A 19,606-nucleotide genomic window follows, 5' to 3' on the forward strand; every position below is an offset into this window, starting at 1 on the left:
GCATTCGGTCACGGCCGCAGATAGCCGCGGGCGACCGCCTCGTCGATCAGCTCCAGGGTGTAGGCCCACAACGACGGCGAGCCGTCCGCGATCGTGCTGCCCTGCTTGGCCAGCACCTCGGTGCGGGTGAGGTCGTACTCGCGCCAGGTGCCGCCCTCGGTGTGGAAGTTGAGCAGGCACGGCTGGAACCGGTCGACGGCCTTGGCGAAGCGCGCGTCCGGCGTTTCCCGGGCCTCGAACTCCTCCCACAGCGCCCGCAGTTCCGCGCCCTGTCCGGCGGGCAGCAGGCCGAAGATGCGGGCCGCGCCCTTTTGCTCGCGCTCGACCTGGTCCACCTCGGCGACCGCGTCGTAGTAGAACGTGTCACCCGCGTCGATCTCGACCAGGTCGTGGATCAGCAACATCCGGATCACCCGCGCGACGTCCACCTCGGTCGCGGCGTGCTCGGCCAGGGTGCCCGCCAGCATGGCCAGGTGCCACGAGTGCTCCGCGGTGTTCTCGCGCCGCGACGCGTCCGCGATCAGGTTGCGCCGGACCACACCCTTGAGCCGGTCTATCTCCAGGACGAAGCCGATCTGCGCGGCCAGGTGCGCATCGGTGGGCGGGAACAGCGGAACACCGGACAAGGCAACTCCTCGATCGAACGGTCGGTCGGCGTCCGGATCGCCGCGCCGCCCCACCGAGGCGACGACCGGCAGTCGACTGCCGGCGCCCGGTGCGCGGCGCGGTGAAGATCGCGGACGCCCCCACGATATGCAATCCCCTCCGGACATCCCGCCGGAGTACGTGGTGGGCCCGGTGGACACGCCGCCGATCCGCGGTGGCCACGGGCACGAGCGCACCGGGAGGAGCACTGCTCGGCGTGGGATCGAAGACAGGCGCTAGTGCTTGTATGAAAGTCACATCCATTCGTTGATGGCTGCGATGTGGACAGTGGCCTCGTATCGGGCTGCGAGCTTGTCGTACCGTGTTGCGACCGCCCGGTTCCTCTTGAGGTGGTTGATGCCGCATTCGACCGCGTGGCGGGCCTTGTGGTCGTCCGGGTCGAAGGCCGGGGGCCGACCGCCCGTCCGTCCTCGCTTGAGGCGGTTGCGGACCCGCGCGGGCCTGGGGTCGTTCGAGGACGTGTTTCCACGTGCCGTCCCGCTGCCACCGTCGGAACAGGCTGTACACACTCGGCCAGGGACCGTACCGCTCGGGCACGTCCCGCCACGGTGCCCCGGTTCGAACTCGCCACCGGATCCCATCGATCAGGTGCCGGCGCGTCCACGGCGTAGGCCGACCCGATCTCTGCGGTATCGGCAACAAGGGCTCCAGTACCGCCCATTGACGTTCCGTCAGATCTCCCCGACTCACCCCAAGATCATCCCAGAGCAAGATCCACTTTCATACGGGCCCTAGGATCGGTCGTGGTGATGGCCTGTTCTCCCGGTTGAGCGGTTCGGCGTCGTGTGCCGTGATCGTCGGCACCGGACCGAGCCGGAGGTGGCGCTGCGATGAACGAGCCGGGGGATGCCGCCGCCGTGATGGAGGGCGGGGGTTCGGGTGGGAGGTCGCACGGGTCCTCGGAGGAGGCTTCGCGCGAGTTCGTGGAGGACATCGTCGTCGTCCATGAGGCCAGCGGCGTGGTGCACTTCCTGCTGATCGCGTACGCCCCGGGTGACTCGGGCAACGCGACGGGGTACGTCTTCCGGCGCCCCGTCGGCAGCGACGAGCCGGCCGAGAACATCCTCGCGACCAACGACACGCTCCGCGAGCTGTGGTGCTCGCCGCAGGGACATGTGTGGGCGACGAGCAGCACCGGCCTGGTCTGGACGAGCGCACCTGTTCCCTGGGCGGACACCATGCCGCCGGACCTGGAGTTCGACACGCCCGAAGGCGGTGTGACCTGGCGCCACACCGCGCTGCCCGCACAGGCGCACAATCGCGGTCGGCCGAACCCCATGGCCGTGTGGGGGACTTCGGACGACGACGTACACATCGCCACCTTCGGCGGAGCGCTTTACCACTGGAACGGCCTCGACTGGTCGCAGTTCCACCCGGGGATCGGGGCACCGATCGGCGCCGTCCGCGGCCGCACGGCGAACGACGTCTATGCCGCCGGCCACAACAGCACCCTGTTGCACTTCGACGGCACCGCGTGGACGCGGATCGCCGATCCGGACGGCCCCGACGCGGCCGACCTGCTGGCGGGCATCGCCTTCGACGCCGACGGCGACGTGTACGTCACCGGCAGATCGCGCGGCGGCCGCATACTCCGCGGGTCCGCACAGCGCGGCTTCTCGGTGGTCGTACGCGACCGAGTCGCCGCCATCGGCGTGGCGTTCGTCGAGGGACGGTTGTTCTGCGCCGCGGGGAAGGGCGGCGTCGTGGAACTGACCGCCCAGGGCCCGAAGACGCTGCGCGACGACATCGCCGCCTGGTCGATCGCCGAGGGCGAGGGCCGCGTCTACGTGACGGAGACGCCGGGAGAGGCCGCATACTCCGAACTCGACCTCGCCACAGGGCGTTGGCACCGCCGGTACTACTGAGCGACGCATCGTGCGGTACGGCCGCAACCGCAGCGAAGCCGCGTCGGGCGGCGTATCGGGTGGCGGCGACGAGCAAACCCTGCGGTCACCACCACGGACGGGGGCTATGCGGCGAGTTTCAATTCCCGCTCCGGATGCTGGACTTCGTGGGGCGTGCGATAGCCGATTCCCGAGTGGAGGCGTCGGCGGTTGCGGAAACCGTCGAGGAGTTCGCCAAACGTGCCGACGACGCCAAGATGGGCTACCTGGACTTCCTCGACCTGGTGCTGTCCGAGGAGTACGCCGTTCGTGACGATCGCCGGTTCCGCCAAGGCTTGCGGCTGTCGAAGCCGCCGCATTGCAAGACACTCGACGAGTACGACTTCTCGTTCCGGTCCGAGCTGGACCCGCGCAAGGTCAAGGATCTCGCGACCTTGTCGTTCGTCGAAGCCAAGGCGAACGCCGCACTGCTCGGCCCTCCCGGCGTCGGGAAGACGCACATCGCCGTCGCGCCTGCGGTTGCCGCCTGCCGGGCCGGCTACTCGATCTACTTCATCAGCCTCGACGACGTGGTCCGCAACCTCACCGCCGCCGAAGCGGCAGGGCGGCTGACGAGCAAGCTTGGCACCTACCTGCGGCCAGGCCAAGCCGGCGATCACACCGCTCATGCTCTCGATGCGGGGCTCCCGGACGATCAAACCGTCCAAGCACCAGAAGTACCGTCCGTCCAGCGCCTCACCGCTGTCTGCCCAGCTCTTCATCAAGCGGTCGACTTCGGCGAGAGTGAACACCGTCGCGCTCCACCGTGATCCGTCCGTCAGCCGGACCTCGACATCGACGTTGCACACCGATCCCAGGTCCTCGTCCGGGCTGGGCAGGAACGATGCCTCGAACGCGTCCGTGGGAACCCGGTAAAACAGCCCATCCCACCCTCGTTCCACCGACCCTGGCGATGCGCTGTCATCCATCGTGCGAGTGTCGTCGGTCAGCCAGGAAGCCGCCAAGGCCGGCTGACCTCTGTCGCTACCTGCCTTGATGCCGGCCGTCCTGGCGGCCGGCCGGCCATCCCGCGTTGGCGGTGTCCTTTGAAGAGGTCTCAAGAATCGAGCACGGCGGCGACGGCCTCGATCTCGACGAGTTGGTCGTCGTAACCGAGCACGGTGACCCCCATCAAGGTGCTGGGGACGTCATGGTCGGCGAACGAGTCCCGGACCACCTGCCAGGCGGCGACCAGGTCCTCCCGCCGGGCCGATGCGACGAGAACCCTTGTGCTGATGACGTCCTGGAGCGACGCACCCGAGGCCGCAAGAGCAGCCTGCATGTTCTCGATCGCTTTCGCTGCCTGGCCCGCGTAGTCCCCGATCGCCGCCGTGGAGCCGTCATCGTTCAGCGGACATGACCCGGCGAGGAAGATCAGGCGTGACTCCGCGGGCGCCGTGGCCGCGTACGCGTACTCGGCGACGTCGGACAGAGAGGCGGAGCGGATCAAAGTAATGGCACGAGCCATAGTCGTGGGGCCTTTCTCGTCGGGTGCTGAGCGCGGACATTTTGCCGGCACCCCGGCGGCTCCCGCCTTCCCTTTATCGCCGCCCCCACGGCAACGCCGTCATTTCTGCTCGACATACACAGTTGGCTCGGATCCGCGGGGATGCACCTGTGCGCAAGTCCGGGGGCAGGCAGTAGTCCATGTCCCGGCCCGTGGGGGATGAGCCGCTGGGTTCCGATTCGCGATGCCACCGGAAAGCTTCGGCGGCATCCCGGTTCAACCGACCGCGGACAGCGGCGGGAGGGTGTTCCATCCGTGGTGAGGTTGTTCGCACAGCGGCACGGTGATGTCAGTGGTCTGTCTTTACCCCCGTGGTTATGGAAGTTGCCTCCGGCGCCGTTGAGTCGCGTCGCGATGTGTCGACGCCGGGGCGACACATCTCCGATCTTGCGGCTGCCCGGAAGTAGCTTGCGGGTATCCGCAAGTTGGCGTCGTGGAATGTCGGCTCCAGGCTCGACGTTCCACGACGTGATGGTGCTCTGCGGTGGCCCGATCTTGTCTCAGACGCAAAGTTCGCGCAGTTCGCGCCGTACCGCCGGCATGCGCCGACACTCTCCTGCGCGAAGTGCCGGGATTCGCGCGGGGTGTGTTCCCCTGGCAGGGTCCGGGCCGCTGGTGGTGCACGCGCCCATCTCTGGGAGGGTTTCGCGACAGCGGGTCGATGGTTGTGGCGGTTGGGCAAGCGTGAACGTGCCCACGAACGCCAACGACACCCGCCCGTCCGGCCTGCGCTTGATCGACGGAAGTCTTGCGAGGCGGCAACGCGTCACCTCGTTGGTGTGCTTCGGGCCCCGTCGCTGGTGGCTGCCGCAAGAGGTTCGGCCGGCGGCTGCTATTCGCCGATGTCGAGGCGGATGGTCGTGGACAGCGCGGGCGCGGTATCGAAGATCTCCGAAGCGACGCGGATTCCGGTGAGCGACTCGGCCAGGGCCATCGTCCGGGAGCGCCAGAGCAGCGGTTCGTCGTCGTCGGTGGTGTCGAAGTCGTGATCGGGGTCGAGGCCGGCGCGGCGCATGTCGTGGGCGAGGCGGTCGGGGTGGAGCCCGAAGCGGTCGCTGGGGTCGACCGCGTCGAAGTCCGTCCACGTTTCGCCGTCGACGACGTGCCGAAAGCGGCAGTGGGCCAGCACGTTGTAGGTGAGCATCACCACCTCGGTGCCGATCGACAGACGCTTGACCGCGGTGTCGACATAGGTTTCGAACCCGTGCCCTTCCACGGTCAGAGTCCACTCTCCCAGGTCGTGGACGTCGACTCGATCCGCATCGTCCGGAGACGCCTCCCGCCCGGCTCCCGTCACGGGCTCGGGAGAGGCAAGGCGCCGGAGGACCTCGGCAGGCGCGAGGCGATTTGTGAACAGCAGTGTGTAGTAGGGCAGGCGGCGGTCCGCCTCGAACCAGGCATACACACCGGGGTCGGGAACAGTCGGCATGCCACGGAGTATGGCGCCGTGGAACGACAATGCCGGCCTGACACGCGTCACGAAGATGCCGACGGCATCAAGCCCAGGGGGTGTTCGGCAATTCCGTGGGGTGCCCTGAACCTCGGGCGACGGCGGATGTCAACCTCGGGTGGGAGGATCCGTTCATGCCCCTGCCTCAGCCCGATGATCTGGCTTCGCTGGTTCTGCGTACCGATTTCAGTGACGAGAGGGCCTGGGATGCGGTTCGAGCCGCACTTGATGCTGCCGGCGATCACTCCCTTGCCACTTACGTCAGCGACCTTCGGTTCTCGGTCGTAGATGTTCGGGCCCTGGTGGACGAAGAGGCTGTCGCGGAAGAAGACGAACAGATCATTTACGTGTTCCCGGGTGAGTCGGGGAGATCCGACGGAACGTCAATGGGCGGTACTGGAGCTCTTGTTGCCGATACCGCGGAGATCGGGTCGGCCTACGCCGTGGACGCGCCGGCACCTGATCGATGGGATCCGGTGGCGAGTTCGAACCGGGGCACCGTGGCGGGACGTGCCCGAGCGGTACGGTCCCTGGCCGAGTGTGTACAGCCTGTTCCGACGGTGGCAGCGGGACGGCACGTGGAAACACGTCCTCGAACGACTCCGGGCCCGCGCGGACGCCTGCGGATTGATCACCTGGGCGGTCAACAACGCGGCGACTCGCCCCGATTCGCGGCGGTCCTCGCGGCGATCCGGGTGCCCCGGACCGGGCCCGGCCGGCCGCGCACCCGACCCGACCGGGTGCGCGGCGACAAGGCCTACAGCTCCCGGGCCAACCGCGCGCTGCTGCGGCGCCGCGGGATCGCGTGCACCATCCCGGAGAAGGACGACCAGGTCCGCAACCGCCTCAAGCGAGGACGGACGGGCGGTCGGCCCCCGGCCTTCGACCCGGACGACCACAAGGCCCGCCACGCGGTCGAATGCGGCATCAACCACCTCAAGAGGAACCGGGCGGTCGCAACACGGTACGACAAGCTCGCAGCCCGATACGAGGCCACTGTCCACATCGCAGCCATCAACGAATGGATGTGACTTTCATACAAGCCCTAGCGGCGAACCGCGGGCGGTTCGGACGGCCCGCCCGCGTTCCCCGCCGCGGCGCCCTCGGGCACGATGTAGTCGCGGATCAGCCGTTCGGCATCGCGCACCAGCGGACGGAGGACCTTGTAGCGGGACAGCGAGATCACCCGCTCCACCATCGGCGTGGTGCGGGCGACGAACGCGCGCGACTTGGCGCACTCGGGCGAGCGGTCGTAGACCCAGAAGAGCACGATGCCCATCAGGTGCAGCCACAACAACTCGGGCAACAATTCGGCGAGTTCGTCGTCGATGCGGAGCGAGGAGCCGCGCAGCACGTCGGCGAACAGCGCGGTGACCTGTGCGCGGATCGGATAGGACTCGGCGGAGAACGGGCTGAGCGGGCTCTCCGGATCCGCGGCATTGCGGAAGAACTGCACCGCGAACGCGTGGTACGGCTCGGCGACGTCCAACCACGCGGACAGCACCACCTGGAGCCGGTCGCCGAAGTCGCGGACACCGCGCAGGTCCTGCCGGCATCGGCTGATGTGCTCGTGGGTGACCTGGTCGTAGAAGCCGTGGATGAGGTGCTCTTTGGAGCCGAAGTAGTAGTAGGCGTTGCCGACCGAGACGCCGGACTCCTGGGCGATGGCCCGCATGGTCGTCTTGTCGTAGCCACGCTCGCGGAACAGCCGCAGCGCGGTCTCCAGGATCAGAGACCGCGTCTGCTCGCTCTTGCCGGGTCGCCCGCCCCGGTCCGGCGGTTCGCCCTTGTCGGCCGGGGTCGATGCGTCGGTGTCTTCCACGTGCTCCACGACAGGCAAGGTTAGTGCTCGATCTCGCACCGGTCGGCACAGGCGACCACCGTCCACGGTTCCCGGTAGGGATCGGCGTACGGATACGGCGGGAGCGGTTCGCTGCGGGTGACCGCCCGGATTCGGGCCGCGGCCAGCACCGCGGCCCGGGCCACCGGCATGCCCATGGGCGTGGCGAGCCGGTGCGACAGGCCCCGGTAGGCACGCAGGGCCCACGCCACGGTGACCCATGCCGCGGCCCCCGACCACACCTCGCCGCCGCCGCCCACGATGGTGAGTTCGCGCAGGGTCGCGGCGTGGTCGAGTTCGGGGAAACGGTTGTGCGCCCGGGGCGAGTCGGCCGGGAGCAGATCGACGGCGACCAGCGTCCGCTGCCGGGCGAGCCAGTCGCACAACGCCGTGCACAGCGGGCAGTCGGCGTCGTAGAGGACGGTGAGTCGGTGGACCGGGGCCGGCGATTCGGGGTCGGGGGAGCCGTGCCGGGCCGTCCCCTCCGATCGGCCCGGCACGGTGTTCTCGGGTTCGGCGGTCATCGGGATCAGACCCCGGGCGCCGGGCGGGTCGTGCCCTGCGGCGGCACCGGCGGCGCGAAGTCGCGGCCGGAGACCTTGTGCGCGCGGCGCGCCCCGCCGGTGCCGGCGCGGTACGCCTCGTCGTCGAGGCCGCGCTGCCGGATCCGGTTCAGCACGTAGACGTTGAGCAGGTGCAGCACGCCCAGGACCAGCAGCACCGTGCCCAGCTTGACGGACAGCGCCTCGACCGAGTCGCGGGCGTTCTCGACGGTGTCGCCGACCTTGAGGTAGAGCGCGACGAAGCCGAGGTTGACGAGATAGAAGCCGACCACCAGGAGGTGGTTGACGGCGACGGCGAGTTCCTCGCGCCCGTGTAGGACGTCCTGGAGGAAGACCTGCCCGCTGCGGCTGAGGGTGCGGGCCACCCACACGGTCAGCCCGATGCTGATGACCAGATAGATGGCGTAGGTGACGACGGTCATATCCATGCCCCGGCTCCTTTTTGAACGTGTTCAACTGGCCGACGAGCGTGACTGTAGACCTGTTTTTGAACACGTTCAAGTCACTTGAGGCCGGGTGGTCGGAGCATGGTTCGAAAACGGCGAAACCCGTCGATCGACCCGCAAGTGCGGATCGATCGACGGGCGTTGGCGGAGGTGAGGCGGACGCGGCCTATTCCGCCACCGGCGCGTCCCAGTCGATGCGGTGGCGCTGGGCGAAGCCGAACACCTGCGCGCGGTCACCGCGGCGGAACCGGCCTGGGTGGGCACGGTGTTGGTCGACCTGGCCGAGGGCCGCCCGACCCGGAGCCGGGACTCGCTCGCGGCATCCGCCGAGTCGGCGGCGGGGTAGTCCCCGACCGCCCGTGCGGCGTGTGCGGGTCGGGCCCGGTCCGGCGCGTGGCGGCCTTATCATCCACATGATCGACAACTCGGTGACCGCGCTCGGCCCGAGCGCGCCGGGTGGCGACGACCCCGGGAGCGACCTTGTCCGACGCGCTGGAATACCACGCCCTGCACATCGCGGTGGAGACCGAGAGCGAGGGTCGCGCGATCCTCGACGAACTCGCCCGGGACCCGGGCCGGTTCGGCGAGATCGCCCGGAAACGCTCCAAGGACCCGCTGTCCGCGGCGAACGGCGGCGACCTGGGCTGGGGGCAGGAGGACGACTACGCCGACGCGTTCGCCGAGGCGCTGGTCGCGCTGCGCCCCGGTCAGTTCAGCGACTTGGTCGCGTCCCAGTACGGCTTCCACATCATCAAGCTGGCGGGCACCCGCCCGGCCCGCTTCGTCGACGAGGACTGACCGGGCACGCGGCTGCCCGGCTCCTTGAGGGGACGAAGCGGGCCGGGACGAAGCCGGGCCGGGGCGAAGGCGGTGGGTGACGAAGGCGGCCGGAACCGTTCGACGGAAGTGTTCGTGACCGAGGGATGGGCCCGGGAACGCACGGGGATGCATCCGCAGGGCGACCACGCGCGTCCAGAGAGTAGAGCCGTCGCCTCCGCCGGGAGCCCCGCCGCACGGCCGTTCGATCGAAAGGCACCTCGAGATGATTCGTACTCGCCAGACGCAGGACACCCACGGACGCCCGTCGGTGAAGATGTTCGGAGCGGCGGCCGTCGCCCTGGCCGCCATCGGGGTCTGCGCCGCACCCGCCTCGGCCGTGCGCTTCGGCACCGACGCGCCCGCCGGCGCCGCGCCGTACGCCGTGGCCCTGTTCACCGCCGACGGCCAACAACTGTGCGGCGGAACGCTGGTGGCCCCGAAGAAGGTGCTCACCGCGGCCCACTGTGTCAACGGCCTGGACGACCCGACCGCCATCACGGTGGTCGCCGGGCGCCTGGATCTGGCGGGTACGGGCGGACAGACCCGCAAGGTGACCGGGAGCAAGCTGCATCCGAAGTTCGAGCCGGGCCTGCTGACCTACGACGCCGCCGTGCTCGACCTGGACCGGGCACTGAACCAGAAGCCGCTGCCGATTGCCGGCGCCAAGGACGACGCGCTCTACAAGGTCGGCAACCAGGCGACGGTCTACGGGTGGGGCAAGACGGACGGCGGGGCGACGACCACGCGGCTCAAGCGGACGACCCTGGTGCTCTCACCGCTGGCGCAGTGCGAGCCCTACACGTTCCCCACGGACAGCCCGGCCACCCGGGTGTGCGGCCAGGCGCCGGCGGACAACCCCGGCACCAGCATCTGCCGCGGCGACTCGGGCGGGCCGCTGGTCGAGAAGGGCAAGCTGATCGGGATCGTGTCCACCGGCAACAAGTACTGCACGGGCGAGCAGCCCGAGTCGGTGTTCACCCGGGCGAGCGCCGTGACCAAGGGCCTCGGCCTCTGAGCGGTCCGCGAGACCGGAACCGCGTGTGATCCACGGCCCGCCCGCCGATTCGCGGCCTGCCGGCCGCACGACACGCGGTCGAGCGACGCATTCATCAGGACGCAGGCCGCGGGACGAGGGACGAGCGACGAAGGCGCGCCGCCGATCGGGCGGCGCGCCTTCGTCGTTACCGCTATACACACTAGGTATACCTCCTGTGTATAGTCCTCGGCATGTCAATCGGACACACCCTGCTCGGGCTCCTGGAGTCCGGCCCCCGGCACGGCTACGACCTCAAGCGCAGCTTCGACGAGCGCTTCGGCCGGGACCGTTCGCTCGCCTACGGCCAGGTCTACTCGACCATGTCGCGGCTGCTGAAGAACGGGCTCGTGGAGATAGACGGCCTCGAAACCAGCGGCGGCCCCGAGCGCAAGCGCTACTCGATCACCGACGCCGGCGTCACCGACGTCGAACAGTGGCTGGGCCAACCGGAGAAGCCCGAGCCCTACCTCCAGTCGACGCTCTACACCAAGGTCGTGCTCGCGCTGCTCACCGGCCGGGACGCGAACGAGATCCTCGACACCCAACGCGCCGAACACCTGCGCATGATGCGCGACCTCACCCGGCGCAAGCTCGACGGCGACCTCAGCGACCGGTTGATCTGCGACCACGCGCTGTTCCACCTCGAAGCGGACCTGCGGTGGCTGGAACTGACCACCGCCCGTCTCGGCGAACTCACCCAGGAGATCCGCAAGTGACCGACGCCCTGCTCAGCGGCCACGAGCTGCACAAGACGTACGGTGCGACGCCTGCGCTGGCCGGTGCCGAGTTCACCGTCGGCACGGGCGAGATCGTCGCCATCATGGGCCCGTCCGGATCCGGCAAGTCCACCCTGCTGCACTGTCTGGCCGGCATCGTCCGCCCCGACTCGGGCAGCATCCGCTACGACGGCGGCGACCTGACCGCCATGTCGGACTCCCGGCGCAGCGCGCTGCGCCGGAGCGACTTCGGGTTCGTCTTCCAGTTCGGCCAGTTGGTACCCGAGCTGACCTGCCTGGAGAACGTCGCGCTGCCGCTGCGGCTGAACGCGGTCAAGCGCAAGGAGGCCGAGGCGAAGGCACGCGAGTGGATGGAGCGCCTGGAAGTCGCCGACCTCGCGGGCAAGCGGCCCGGGGAGATCTCCGGCGGCCAGGGCCAGCGGATCGCGGTGGCGCGAGCCCTGGTGATCCGCCCCCGCGTGGTCTTCGCCGACGAGCCTACCGGTGCGCTGGACTCGCTCAACGGCGAACGCGTCATGAAGCTGCTGATCGAGGCCGCCCGCACCACGAAGGCCGCGATCGTGCTGGTCACCCACGAAGCCCGGATCGCCGCCTACTCCGACCGTGAGATCGTCGTCCGCGACGGCAGGTCCCGGGACATGGCGCGTGCCGCGTGAGCGTTTTCCGCGATCTGAGGATGGGCATCGGCTTCGCGGTCACCGGCGGCCGGGAGGGCTGGACCCGCACGCTGCTGACCGCGATCGGCGTCGGCCTCGGCGTGGCGCTGCTGCTGCTGACCACCGCGATACCCGGAGCGCTGGGCGCGCGGGACGACCGCGGGCGGGAGCGGGACGAGTTGTCGGGCCGGGCCCAGCACGCCGCGCCGAACACCCTGCTGGTCGGCGTGGCGGACACCACCTACAAGGGCGACGAGATCCGCGGCCGGGTGCTGCGCCCGGAGGGCCCTCGGGCACCGATCCCGCCGGGGCTGAGCCGGCTGCCCGCCCCGGGCGAGATGATGGTCTCGCCCGCCCTGGCCGACCTGCTCGCCTCGAAGCGGGGCGCGCTGCTCAAGGAGCGGCTGCCCTACCGCACGGCCGGGCGGATCGCCGACCGGGGCCTGATCGGTCCGGACGACCTGGCGTTCTACCTCGGCAGCGACGCGCTGTCCGGGGAATCGAGCTCGGCGCTCCGGATCACCGCGTTCGGCAACGACTTTCCCGCGGAGAAACTGGACCCCCGGCTGCTCCTGCTCGTCGTGGTGATGTTCGTGGTGCTGCTGATGCCGGTCGCGGTGCTGATCGCCACGGCCGTGCGGTTCGGCGGTGAGCGGCGGGACCGCCGGCTCGCGGCGCTGCGGCTGGTCGGAGCGGATGCCCGGACCACCCGGTGGATCGCGGCCGGCGAGGCGCTCGCGGGGTCTTTGTTCGGCCTGCTCTTCGGGCTCGGCTTCTTCCTCGTCGGCCGACAAATGACCGACGTGGCGGCGGCTTTCGACCTGAGCATCTTCCCCGGCGACCTGGATCCGAGCGTGCCGCTGGTGGTGCTGGTCGCGCTCGCGGTACCGGCCGCCGCCGTCGCGGTGACGCTGTTCGCGCTGCGCACGGTGGTGATCGAGCCGCTCGGTGTGGTGCGCACCGCTACCCCGGCCCGGCGCCGGGTGTGGTGGCGGTTGTTGCTGCCGGTCGTGGGTGTGGCGCTGCTCTTCCCGATGATCCGTCGAGGTGCCGACGCGGGGGAGTTCAACCAGGCCCAGGTGATCGGCGGCACGGTGTTCCTGCTGGTCGGTGTCACCGCGTTGTTGCCGTGGCTGGTCGAGGCCCTGGTGACCCGGCTCGGTGGGGGTCGGGTGCCGTGGCAACTGGCGGTGCGCCGGCTTCAGTTGGGCAGTGGCGCGGCGGCTCGCTCGGTGAACGGGATCGCGGTCGCGGTGGCCGGTGCGATCGCTTTGCAGATGCTCTTCACGGGCATCGAGAACGACTACGTCAAGGAGACCGGTCAGGACCCCGGCCGGGCCCAGATGTCGGTGTCGTCCGAGGGGCAGGTGGGCGGCGAGCGGGTCGCCGAGATCACCGATCGCGTTCGGCGGACCAAGGGGGTGCGCAGCGCCTTCGGGCACGCGGGCACCCGGATCGGCGACCGGGCCGACAATCCGACCGAGGGGACGTCGCTGACCATCGGGACGTGCGACGCCTTGCGCGAGTTGGCCCGGATCGAGCGCTGCGCGGACGGTGACACGTTCATCATCGAGGAGCGCGGGCCGGACCCGACGGGCGCGATGAAGCCGACCCCCGGACGGCAGGTGGTCATCGATCCGTCGTACGGGATGTCCATGGGGTCGGCCCCGGCCCGCACGCCGTGGGTGATTCCCGCGACCGCGCCGACCGTGCCGGGTCGGGCCGATGCGAGCGGGATTTCCTACGACGGCGTCCTGGCGACACCGGGCGCGGTGCCGGTGGCGGCGACCAGGCGCCTGACCTACTCGCTGGACGTGCGGATCGACCCGACCGTCCGGGACGTTCGGGACCTGGTGCGCAACACCGCCGCCCGGGTCGATCCGCTGTCCACGGTCTACGACCTGGCCTCGACCCGCGAGTCGCGGCGTTTCGCGAACGTGCGCACCGCGCTGTTCATCGGTACGGCCGTGGTGCTGCTGCTGATCGGTGCGAGTCTGTTGGTGACCATGCTGGAACAGCTGCGCGAGCGGCGGAAGTTGTTGTCGGTGCTGGTTGCGTTCGGCACCAGGCGCAGCACGCTGAGCTGGTCGATCCTCTACCAGACGGCGATTCCGGTGGGTCTGGGCCTGCTGCTCGCCGCGGCCACGGGCGTGGGACTGGGCGCCGCGCTGCTGGGGATGGTCGGTCGGCCCTTTGCCGTGGACTGGAGCGGCATGGCGTCGATGACCGGGATCGGTGCGGGCGTGGTGCTGCTGGTCACCGCGCTGAGCCTGCCGCCGCTGTGGCGGTTGATGCGGCCGGACGGGCTGCGCACGGAATAGGAGCCGGCGGGCGGAACCCGCGAGGCGGTGTCGGACCCGGGCCGTGGGGACCGGCACCGCCGCTGTGCGGGCCGGGTGGTCGCGATGGTCGGCGGAACACCGGCTCGGCCGCCGGGCGCCGCCGACAGCGTGCGTGCGCCGGCGGGGCCGGGCGGCCCACAGTCAGGGGCGCCCGGGGTCGGTGGATGTGCCGCCCGTTCTCAGGTCTTGCGCGCGACGGCGCCGAACTGGGGGACGATGGGCGGAACTTCGCCGGTGGGGGAGTCGGCGCGCCAGCGTGCGCAGGAGACGACCCCCGGTTCGAGCAACTCCAGGCCCTCGAAGAACCGGTCGAACTCGGCGCGGCTGCGGGCGGTGATCGGCGGTGTGGCGTTCTCGTTCCAAAAGCGCATCGCCTCGACGTTGCCCTCGCCGCCGAGTTCGGTGGTCGGGTGGGTGACCACGAGGTAGCTGCCGGCGGGCACCGCGGCCATCAGTCGGTGGACGATGGCCACGGCCGTGTCGGTGTCCAGGATGAAGTTGAGGCTGCCCAGCAGCATCACCGCGATCGGCCGCTCGAAGTCCAGCGTCGCCGCGGCGGCGCGAAGGATCGAGTCCGGGTCGTGGGCGTCGGCGTCGATGTAGTCGGTGGCGCCTTCGGGGGTGCTGGTGAGCAGGGCGCGGGCGTGCGCGAGCACCAGGGGGTCGTTGTCCACGTACACGATTCGCGCGGCGGGGTTCACCCGCTGGGCGACCTCGTGCGTGTTGTCCGCGGTGGGCAGCCCGGTGCCGATGTCCAGGAACTGGTCCACGCCCGCCTCGCCGGCCAGGAACCGCACCACCCGGCCCAGGAAGACGCGATCCGCCCGGGCGACTTCGCCGATCGAGGGGAACATGTCGGTGACGTGGTCGCCGACCTTGCGGTCGATCGGGTAGTTGTCCTTGCCGCCCAGCCAGTGGTTCCAGACCCGGGCGTTGTGCGCCACGTCCTGGTTCGATGTCGGCGGGCCCTCGGCGGGTCGACTCTCGCTCACGGGGTGGTTCCTCTTCCCTGGACGCGTTCACCCGGCACGCTCCGAACGGAAGACGGCGCCGACCGGCGCGATCGAACCGATTCCCCAACCATTGTGCCAGGCCGGCGCGGATCGGCTCGCCGCGGTGCATGGGCGTGTCGGCCCGCGCGAACCCGCCGACGACCCGGCTCGCCGGCCCCCGACCGGCGCCGTTGTGGCCGGTCCGGTCCGGGTCGGGGATGGTGGAGGGATGACCGAGCAGCGGTTCGACACGTGGGCGGCCGGGGACGCCTATGAGCGGTACATGGGGCGGTGGAGTCGGGCGGTCGCGGCCGAGTTCGTGGCCTGGTTGGATGCCGCGCCGGGGCTGCGATGGCTGGACACGGGCTGCGGTACGGGCGCGTTGACCGCGACCGTGGTGGCGCGCGCCCGACCCGAATGGGTGCTGGGCCTGGACCGGGCCGCCGCATTCGTGGCCCGGGCCCGGGCCGAGGTGCCCGCGCCGGCCGGCTTCGTGGTGGCCGACGCGACGGCGCCGCCGCTTCGGGACGGCGGGTGCGACGTCGTGGTGAGCGGGCTGGTGCTCAACTTCCTGCCGACGCCCGTCGCGGCGGTGGCCGAGGCGACTCGGGTGGTGCGGCCCGGCGGGACGGTGGCCGCATATGTGTGGGACTACGCCGAGGGCATGGACTTCCTGCGGTACTTCTGGGCCGCCGCCCGCGGTGTGGACCCGGCGGCGGAACGGTGGGACGAGGGCCGCCGGTTCGCGGTGTGCCGTCCCGATCGGCTGCGGGAGTGCTGGGAGCGGGCCGGGTTGCTCGACGTGGCGGTCGTACCGATCGAGATCACCACCGGGTTTGCCGGCTTCGCGGACCTGTGGGAGCCGTTCCTGGCCGGGCAGGGCCCCGCTCCCGGGTATGTGGCCGCGCTGTCCGGGCCGGCCCGGGACCGGCTGCGGGAGGCGCTGCGGGCGTCGGTGCCGACTCGGGCGGACGGGTCGATCGTGCTCGGCGCGCGGGCCTGGGCGATCCGCGGCGGGCGGCCGGGGCGGGTGCACGGCTGAGCTGGGCGGGTGTGCGGGGCCGGCAGGCGGGTCGAGCCGGGCGGTGCTACCGGGCCCGAGTCGCTTCCGGGCGGGCGGCGCGCGTGGGCGCGCCCGGGTCCGCGCGGCCGCGGGTGTGCGCGGCGTGTGCGCGGGCGGCCGGCGCAGCGGCGCGAAGGCGCCGGTGCGGATTCGGAAGTGTGTCGGGCGGGACGGGTGTCGGTATTGTCGGGATTTCCGGCCGCGCGCAGAGGTCGGCCTTTTGCATATGCAATTGCACGGGCGTCACCCGGGAGAGTGGATTCGACGAACGGGCGTGTCCTCTCCATGACGAGCGTGGAAATCTGGCTGCTCCGAGGCGTTGACGCTTTCCGATCGGGTCCCGCTGGCGTGTGTGCGTTTATGCCCTCGGACCTGCGGTTCTCCGCGCATCGACCGTTCGATGATGTCGGATCGGCAGGACGTCCTCGATCGTTTCGGATGCTCGGGGCCGGGCTCCGTGCATTTGCATTTCTGTGGATTCGTTGATGTCCGGGAAAGTCTGGGAGTAGCTTCCGGAACGTCGAATGACCCCGGGTGGCGGTCACCGCTCCCGGGTCATCGGAAACGACGATCAAGGAATCGCCCATGCTGATCGAATTATCCGCCGGAGAGCTTTCCGACCGCCTCCGACGATTCCCGAATGTACTATTCCGTGGTTTCTCTTCGGGGAGACAACGGGGAGCGCGGAGGTTGCGGACGTCCTGCTCCGGCCGAGTGCCCAGGCGCCGCCGGCGACGTGCGTGCGCACCGCGGACCCGGCGGATCCCTTGATTGCCTCGCCCGGAACCGGAAGGAGAAACAGGGGATGAACACCCGAAGGGGCATCACCAGGTGCGCGGCGTGCGGGCGGCGCTTCGCCCAGCGCAAGGTGACCGGCCGCAAGCGGATGTACTGCGACCCGACGTGTCGGCGGCGCGCGCAGCGGGTGCGCGAGCGCGAGCGGGGCGCGCGACCTCCGGCCGACCCGGCCGACTCGCGGGGCCTGGAGGCGGGCATTGTGGAGATCCTGCGCCGGGTGGCCTGCGCGCTGGAGGAGGCCGAGCGCACCCGCGAGCCGCTGCGGGTGCGGCTGGCGTACGCGGATCGGCTGAGCGGGGAGACCCAGCGCTATCGGGCGGTGGTGGGTGAGGCGCACCCACCGGCGACGACGCGGGTGCGCCCGGAGTGGTCCGCGCAATTGGCCGCGCGCCTGGGCGCTCGGGGGCACCCGGGGGCGGACGTCGGCGGCGACGAGGACCTGTCCTGCTCGCAGCACGCCGGGGAGCGGTTGGCCGCGGCGCTGCGCGAACTGCGCCGCCTCGACGGAATCACCGTCGCGGACCTGGCCTGGCAGGCCGGAATCAGCGAGGGGTTTTTGGCCCGGATCCTGGCCGGAGAGGTGTGGGCGTCGTGGCCGGTCGTGGAGACACTGGCCGGGAAGCTGGCCGGCGACGCCCACGAGTTGCGGGCGTTGTGGGAGTGTTCGCGCGGCATCGATCACGGCATCCGGCGCGAACTGCGGGATCTGGTGCGGTTGTTGGCGGCGATGTTGCGCGGGTTGTGGTTGGCCGCCGGGCAACCGGCACCGGAGCTGCTCGGCGCGGCTCCGCTGACCGCCGACATGCCGGCGCGGATCCTGGCCGGCGAACTGATCCCGGACCGGGTCTGTGCCGAGATCCTGGTCGAGCGACTGGGCGCGCATCCGGATGTGGTGCGCAGGTTGTGGACCCAGGTGCACTACGGCGTGCTGACCCGTCTCGGCGACGCCGGATTCCCGGCCGGCGGATTGGCGTTCGCCGCGCTCGACGGGCCCGAGCCGGGTGGGCACGCACGTTCCGGCGGAGCCGAGCCGGGCTCGGGTGGCCGACGCGGGGCCGCCGACCCGGATTCACCGGCCCGTTCGGGCGGTGTCGATGTCCCTTGACCCGGCACCGGGCCGATCGGGCACCGTCGGCGTCGCGGTCGTCGGGCGGTCCCGTGCTCCGCTCGACTTCGCCGCGTTCTGTCTGCTGCACCGGGCGCGCTGGGCGCAGTACGCCCGGCTGCGGGTGGGCGACCCGGTCCGCGGCGAGCGGGCCGTGCAGTCGGCGGTCGCGGAACTGGCCACGAACTGGGCGGACATCCTGCGCGGGCCGAACCCGACCGCCGGGGCCTGGCGCATCCTGGGCCGCGCGGTCGCCGGCTCGCCCGGGCCGGTGCCGGACTCCCTGCACGAGGCATTGCCGTCGCCGCAGGCGGACGCGGTGATGCTGCACTACCGCCTGGGCATGACGCTCACCGCGACCGCCGACCTGATGGGCACCGATCCACCGGAAGTGGCCGCGCAGTTGGTGCTGGCCGAACGCAGCCTGCCCACGGACGTGGTCAAGGCCCTCGAACGCGGTCCCGACGCCGTACCGGGGCCCGGGCATCGCGACCGATGAGACGGCACGGGTCGTGCGGCCCCTCCCGCGCGGCCCGTTCCCGCCCGGCCGCCTCTTCTCCCGCGCGGCCCGTCTCGCTGCGGCCGTCTCTCCTGCCGCCTGGCCGGTCTCGCTTCGGCTGCCTTCCCCCGCCGCGCGGCCCGTCTCGCTCCGGCCGCCTTCTCCGTCCGCGCGGTTCGTTTCTCCCCGGTCGCCGTTTCGCCCGTCGCCCTCCGGTTCACCCGCGCCGATGCGGGCCACAAAGCTGCGGGCCGCATCTCGATCGAGTACCTGCCCCGGGACGACCTGCGGTCCTAGCATGGCCCGTGGGCCCGGGACGGCGACGGCGCACCGGCGGGCGCGACAACGAGGGGGCGGAATGGGGCACGGGGAGAAACACGATTCCGAGATCGACGTGGACACACCCAGCGCGGCCCGGATGTACGACTGGTACCTCGGCGGCACGGACAACTATCCCGCCGACCGGGCGGCCTGCGAGGAACTGCTCAAGATCGTCCCGAGCACCCGCGAACTCGCGCGCAACAACCGGGCGTTCCTGCAACGGGTGGTACGGGTGCTGGCCGCCGAATACGGGGTCCGGCAGTTCCTGGACCACGGATCCGGCCTGCCGACCCGGGAGAACGTGCACCAGGTGGCCCAGGGCGTCGACCCCGCGGCCCGGGTGGTCTACGTCGACAACGACCCCATCGTGCTGGCGCACGGCCGGATGTTGTTGGAGGAGAACGACAACACCGCGGTGATCCAGGCGGACATGACCGACACCGCGGGCATCTTCGAACACCCGGAGGTCGAACGGCTGATCCGGCTCGACGAACCGGTGGCCGCGCTGTTCGTGTCGGTCCTGCACTGCCTGCCGGAATCGGCCGAGCCGGCCGCGATGATCCGCCGGGTCGCCGAGCGGCTGCCCTCGGGCAGCTACATGGTGATCTGCCAACTGGTCAGCGAGGACCCGGCGATCCGGGACGGGGTCAGCGACTTCATGGCCGAGGCGACCGGGAACAACTGGGGCCGGGTGCGCGAACCCGCCCAGGTGGACGGCTACTTCGAGGGCCTGACCATCCTGGAACCGGGCCTGGTCGAGGTCTCCACGTGGCGGCCCGACTCGCACGTGATCGCTCGGCAGGAGACCGACGAATGGATCGAGTACGGCGGCCTGGCCCGGATTCCCTGACCGGGCCCCGCCGCGAACCGGAACGACGGGTGC

18 protein-coding genes and 5 pseudogenes are annotated in these 19,606 nt (G+C 70.7%); 14 read left to right on the forward strand and 9 right to left on the reverse strand.

Annotated elements, in window-relative coordinates; translation table 11 throughout:
* Positions 1–8: 8 nt before the first annotated feature.
* Positions 9–626, reverse strand: a complete 618-nt coding sequence (locus ACZOOI_RS28605) for an HD domain-containing protein (protein WP_465278536.1) — start codon at positions 624–626, stop codon at positions 9–11.
* Between the two features lie 273 nt (positions 627–899).
* Positions 900–1,356: pseudogene (locus ACZOOI_RS28610) on the reverse strand (transposase).
* A gap of 140 nt (positions 1,357–1,496) precedes the next feature.
* Between ACZOOI_RS28610 and ACZOOI_RS28615 the strand changes: the two are divergent.
* On the forward strand, positions 1,497–2,531 hold the full coding sequence (locus tag ACZOOI_RS28615) for a beta propeller repeat protein (RefSeq protein WP_465278537.1): 1,035 nt from the start codon (positions 1,497–1,499) through the stop codon (positions 2,529–2,531).
* Positions 2,532–2,665: 134 nt separating this feature from the next.
* Positions 2,666–3,151, forward strand: a pseudogene (locus tag ACZOOI_RS28620) (ATP-binding protein); the annotation flags it as partial.
* A gap of 3 nt (positions 3,152–3,154) precedes the next feature.
* Here the strand turns inward: ACZOOI_RS28620 and ACZOOI_RS28625 are convergent.
* The 3 genes and pseudogenes from ACZOOI_RS28625 to ACZOOI_RS28635 all read right to left on the reverse strand — a co-directional run.
* Positions 3,155–3,478, reverse strand: a pseudogene (locus ACZOOI_RS28625) (hypothetical protein); the annotation flags it as partial.
* 128 nt (positions 3,479–3,606) lie between these two features.
* The gene (locus ACZOOI_RS28630) at positions 3,607–4,017 is read right to left on the reverse strand and encodes a RidA family protein (protein WP_465278538.1); all 411 of its coding nucleotides are present in this window, start codon (positions 4,015–4,017) and stop codon (positions 3,607–3,609) included.
* 871 nt (positions 4,018–4,888) lie between these two features.
* Complete coding sequence (locus ACZOOI_RS28635) at positions 4,889–5,485, reverse strand: DUF6461 domain-containing protein (protein ID WP_465278539.1); 597 nt, start codon at positions 5,483–5,485, stop codon at positions 4,889–4,891.
* A gap of 155 nt (positions 5,486–5,640) precedes the next feature.
* On the opposite strand from ACZOOI_RS28635, the pseudogene ACZOOI_RS28640 reads away from it, so the two are divergent.
* Positions 5,641–5,832, forward strand: a pseudogene (locus ACZOOI_RS28640) (DUF6924 domain-containing protein); the annotation flags it as partial.
* A 31-nt stretch (positions 5,833–5,863) separates the two neighbouring features.
* Positions 5,864–6,537: pseudogene (locus ACZOOI_RS28645) on the forward strand (transposase).
* 14 nt (positions 6,538–6,551) lie between these two features.
* Here the strand turns inward: ACZOOI_RS28645 and ACZOOI_RS28650 are convergent.
* The 3 genes from ACZOOI_RS28650 to ACZOOI_RS28660 are packed head-to-tail and all read right to left on the reverse strand — an operon-like array spanning position 6,552 to position 8,337.
* Positions 6,552–7,337, reverse strand: a complete 786-nt coding sequence (locus tag ACZOOI_RS28650) for a TetR/AcrR family transcriptional regulator (protein ID WP_465278540.1) — start codon at positions 7,335–7,337, stop codon at positions 6,552–6,554.
* 11 nt (positions 7,338–7,348) lie between these two features.
* The gene (locus ACZOOI_RS28655; RefSeq protein ID WP_465278541.1) at positions 7,349–7,870 is read right to left on the reverse strand and encodes a DCC1-like thiol-disulfide oxidoreductase family protein; all 522 of its coding nucleotides are present in this window, start codon (positions 7,868–7,870) and stop codon (positions 7,349–7,351) included.
* Between the two features lie 5 nt (positions 7,871–7,875).
* The gene (locus tag ACZOOI_RS28660; protein WP_391582282.1) at positions 7,876–8,337 is read right to left on the reverse strand and encodes a hypothetical protein; all 462 of its coding nucleotides are present in this window, start codon (positions 8,335–8,337) and stop codon (positions 7,876–7,878) included.
* Between the two features lie 217 nt (positions 8,338–8,554).
* On the opposite strand from ACZOOI_RS28660, the gene ACZOOI_RS28665 reads away from it, so the two are divergent.
* The 6 genes from ACZOOI_RS28665 (at position 8,555) to ACZOOI_RS28690 (ending at position 13,924) form a co-directional block, all read left to right on the forward strand.
* Complete coding sequence (locus tag ACZOOI_RS28665) at positions 8,555–8,701, forward strand: hypothetical protein (RefSeq protein WP_465278542.1); 147 nt, start codon at positions 8,555–8,557, stop codon at positions 8,699–8,701.
* Positions 8,702–8,835: 134 nt separating this feature from the next.
* Positions 8,836–9,153, forward strand: a complete 318-nt coding sequence (locus ACZOOI_RS28670) for a peptidylprolyl isomerase (RefSeq protein WP_391582286.1) — start codon at positions 8,836–8,838, stop codon at positions 9,151–9,153.
* A gap of 244 nt (positions 9,154–9,397) precedes the next feature.
* Positions 9,398–10,189: a S1 family peptidase gene (locus ACZOOI_RS28675; protein WP_465278543.1), complete on the forward strand. Its 792-nt coding sequence runs from the start codon at positions 9,398–9,400 to the stop codon at positions 10,187–10,189.
* Positions 10,190–10,401: 212 nt separating this feature from the next.
* Entirely contained in the window at positions 10,402–10,926 is a 525-nt protein-coding gene (locus ACZOOI_RS28680; RefSeq protein ID WP_391582288.1) for a PadR family transcriptional regulator, read from the forward strand.
* Positions 10,923–11,603, forward strand: a complete 681-nt coding sequence (locus ACZOOI_RS28685; protein WP_465278544.1) for an ABC transporter ATP-binding protein — start codon at positions 10,923–10,925, stop codon at positions 11,601–11,603. Before ACZOOI_RS28680 ends, ACZOOI_RS28685 begins: the two co-directional genes overlap by 4 nt.
* 20 nt (positions 11,604–11,623) lie before the next feature.
* Complete coding sequence (locus tag ACZOOI_RS28690) at positions 11,624–13,924, forward strand: FtsX-like permease family protein (protein WP_465281308.1); 2,301 nt, start codon at positions 11,624–11,626, stop codon at positions 13,922–13,924.
* A 200-nt stretch (positions 13,925–14,124) separates the two neighbouring features.
* On the opposite strand, the gene ACZOOI_RS28695 is transcribed toward ACZOOI_RS28690, so the two are convergent.
* Positions 14,125–14,937, reverse strand: a complete 813-nt coding sequence (locus tag ACZOOI_RS28695) for an SAM-dependent methyltransferase (protein ID WP_465278545.1) — start codon at positions 14,935–14,937, stop codon at positions 14,125–14,127.
* Positions 14,938–15,166: 229 nt separating this feature from the next.
* On the opposite strand from ACZOOI_RS28695, the gene ACZOOI_RS28700 reads away from it, so the two are divergent.
* From ACZOOI_RS28700 to ACZOOI_RS28715, 4 genes are all read left to right on the forward strand, one after another.
* Complete coding sequence (locus tag ACZOOI_RS28700; protein WP_465278546.1) at positions 15,167–15,979, forward strand: class I SAM-dependent methyltransferase; 813 nt, start codon at positions 15,167–15,169, stop codon at positions 15,977–15,979.
* A gap of 826 nt (positions 15,980–16,805) precedes the next feature.
* Positions 16,806–17,903, forward strand: a complete 1,098-nt coding sequence (locus ACZOOI_RS28705; RefSeq protein ID WP_465278547.1) for a helix-turn-helix domain-containing protein — start codon at positions 16,806–16,808, stop codon at positions 17,901–17,903.
* A complete protein-coding gene (locus tag ACZOOI_RS28710; protein WP_465278548.1) occupies positions 17,893–18,402 on the forward strand; it encodes an RNA polymerase sigma factor sigma-70 region 4 domain-containing protein in 510 nt (169 codons plus the stop codon). The genes ACZOOI_RS28705 and ACZOOI_RS28710 overlap by 11 nt, the downstream gene beginning before the upstream one ends.
* Positions 18,403–18,760: 358 nt before the next feature.
* On the forward strand, positions 18,761–19,573 hold the full coding sequence (locus tag ACZOOI_RS28715; RefSeq protein WP_465278549.1) for an SAM-dependent methyltransferase: 813 nt from the start codon (positions 18,761–18,763) through the stop codon (positions 19,571–19,573).
* Positions 19,574–19,606 lie beyond the last annotated feature (33 nt).

It is taken from the genome of Embleya sp. L77 (genome assembly GCF_055557415.1).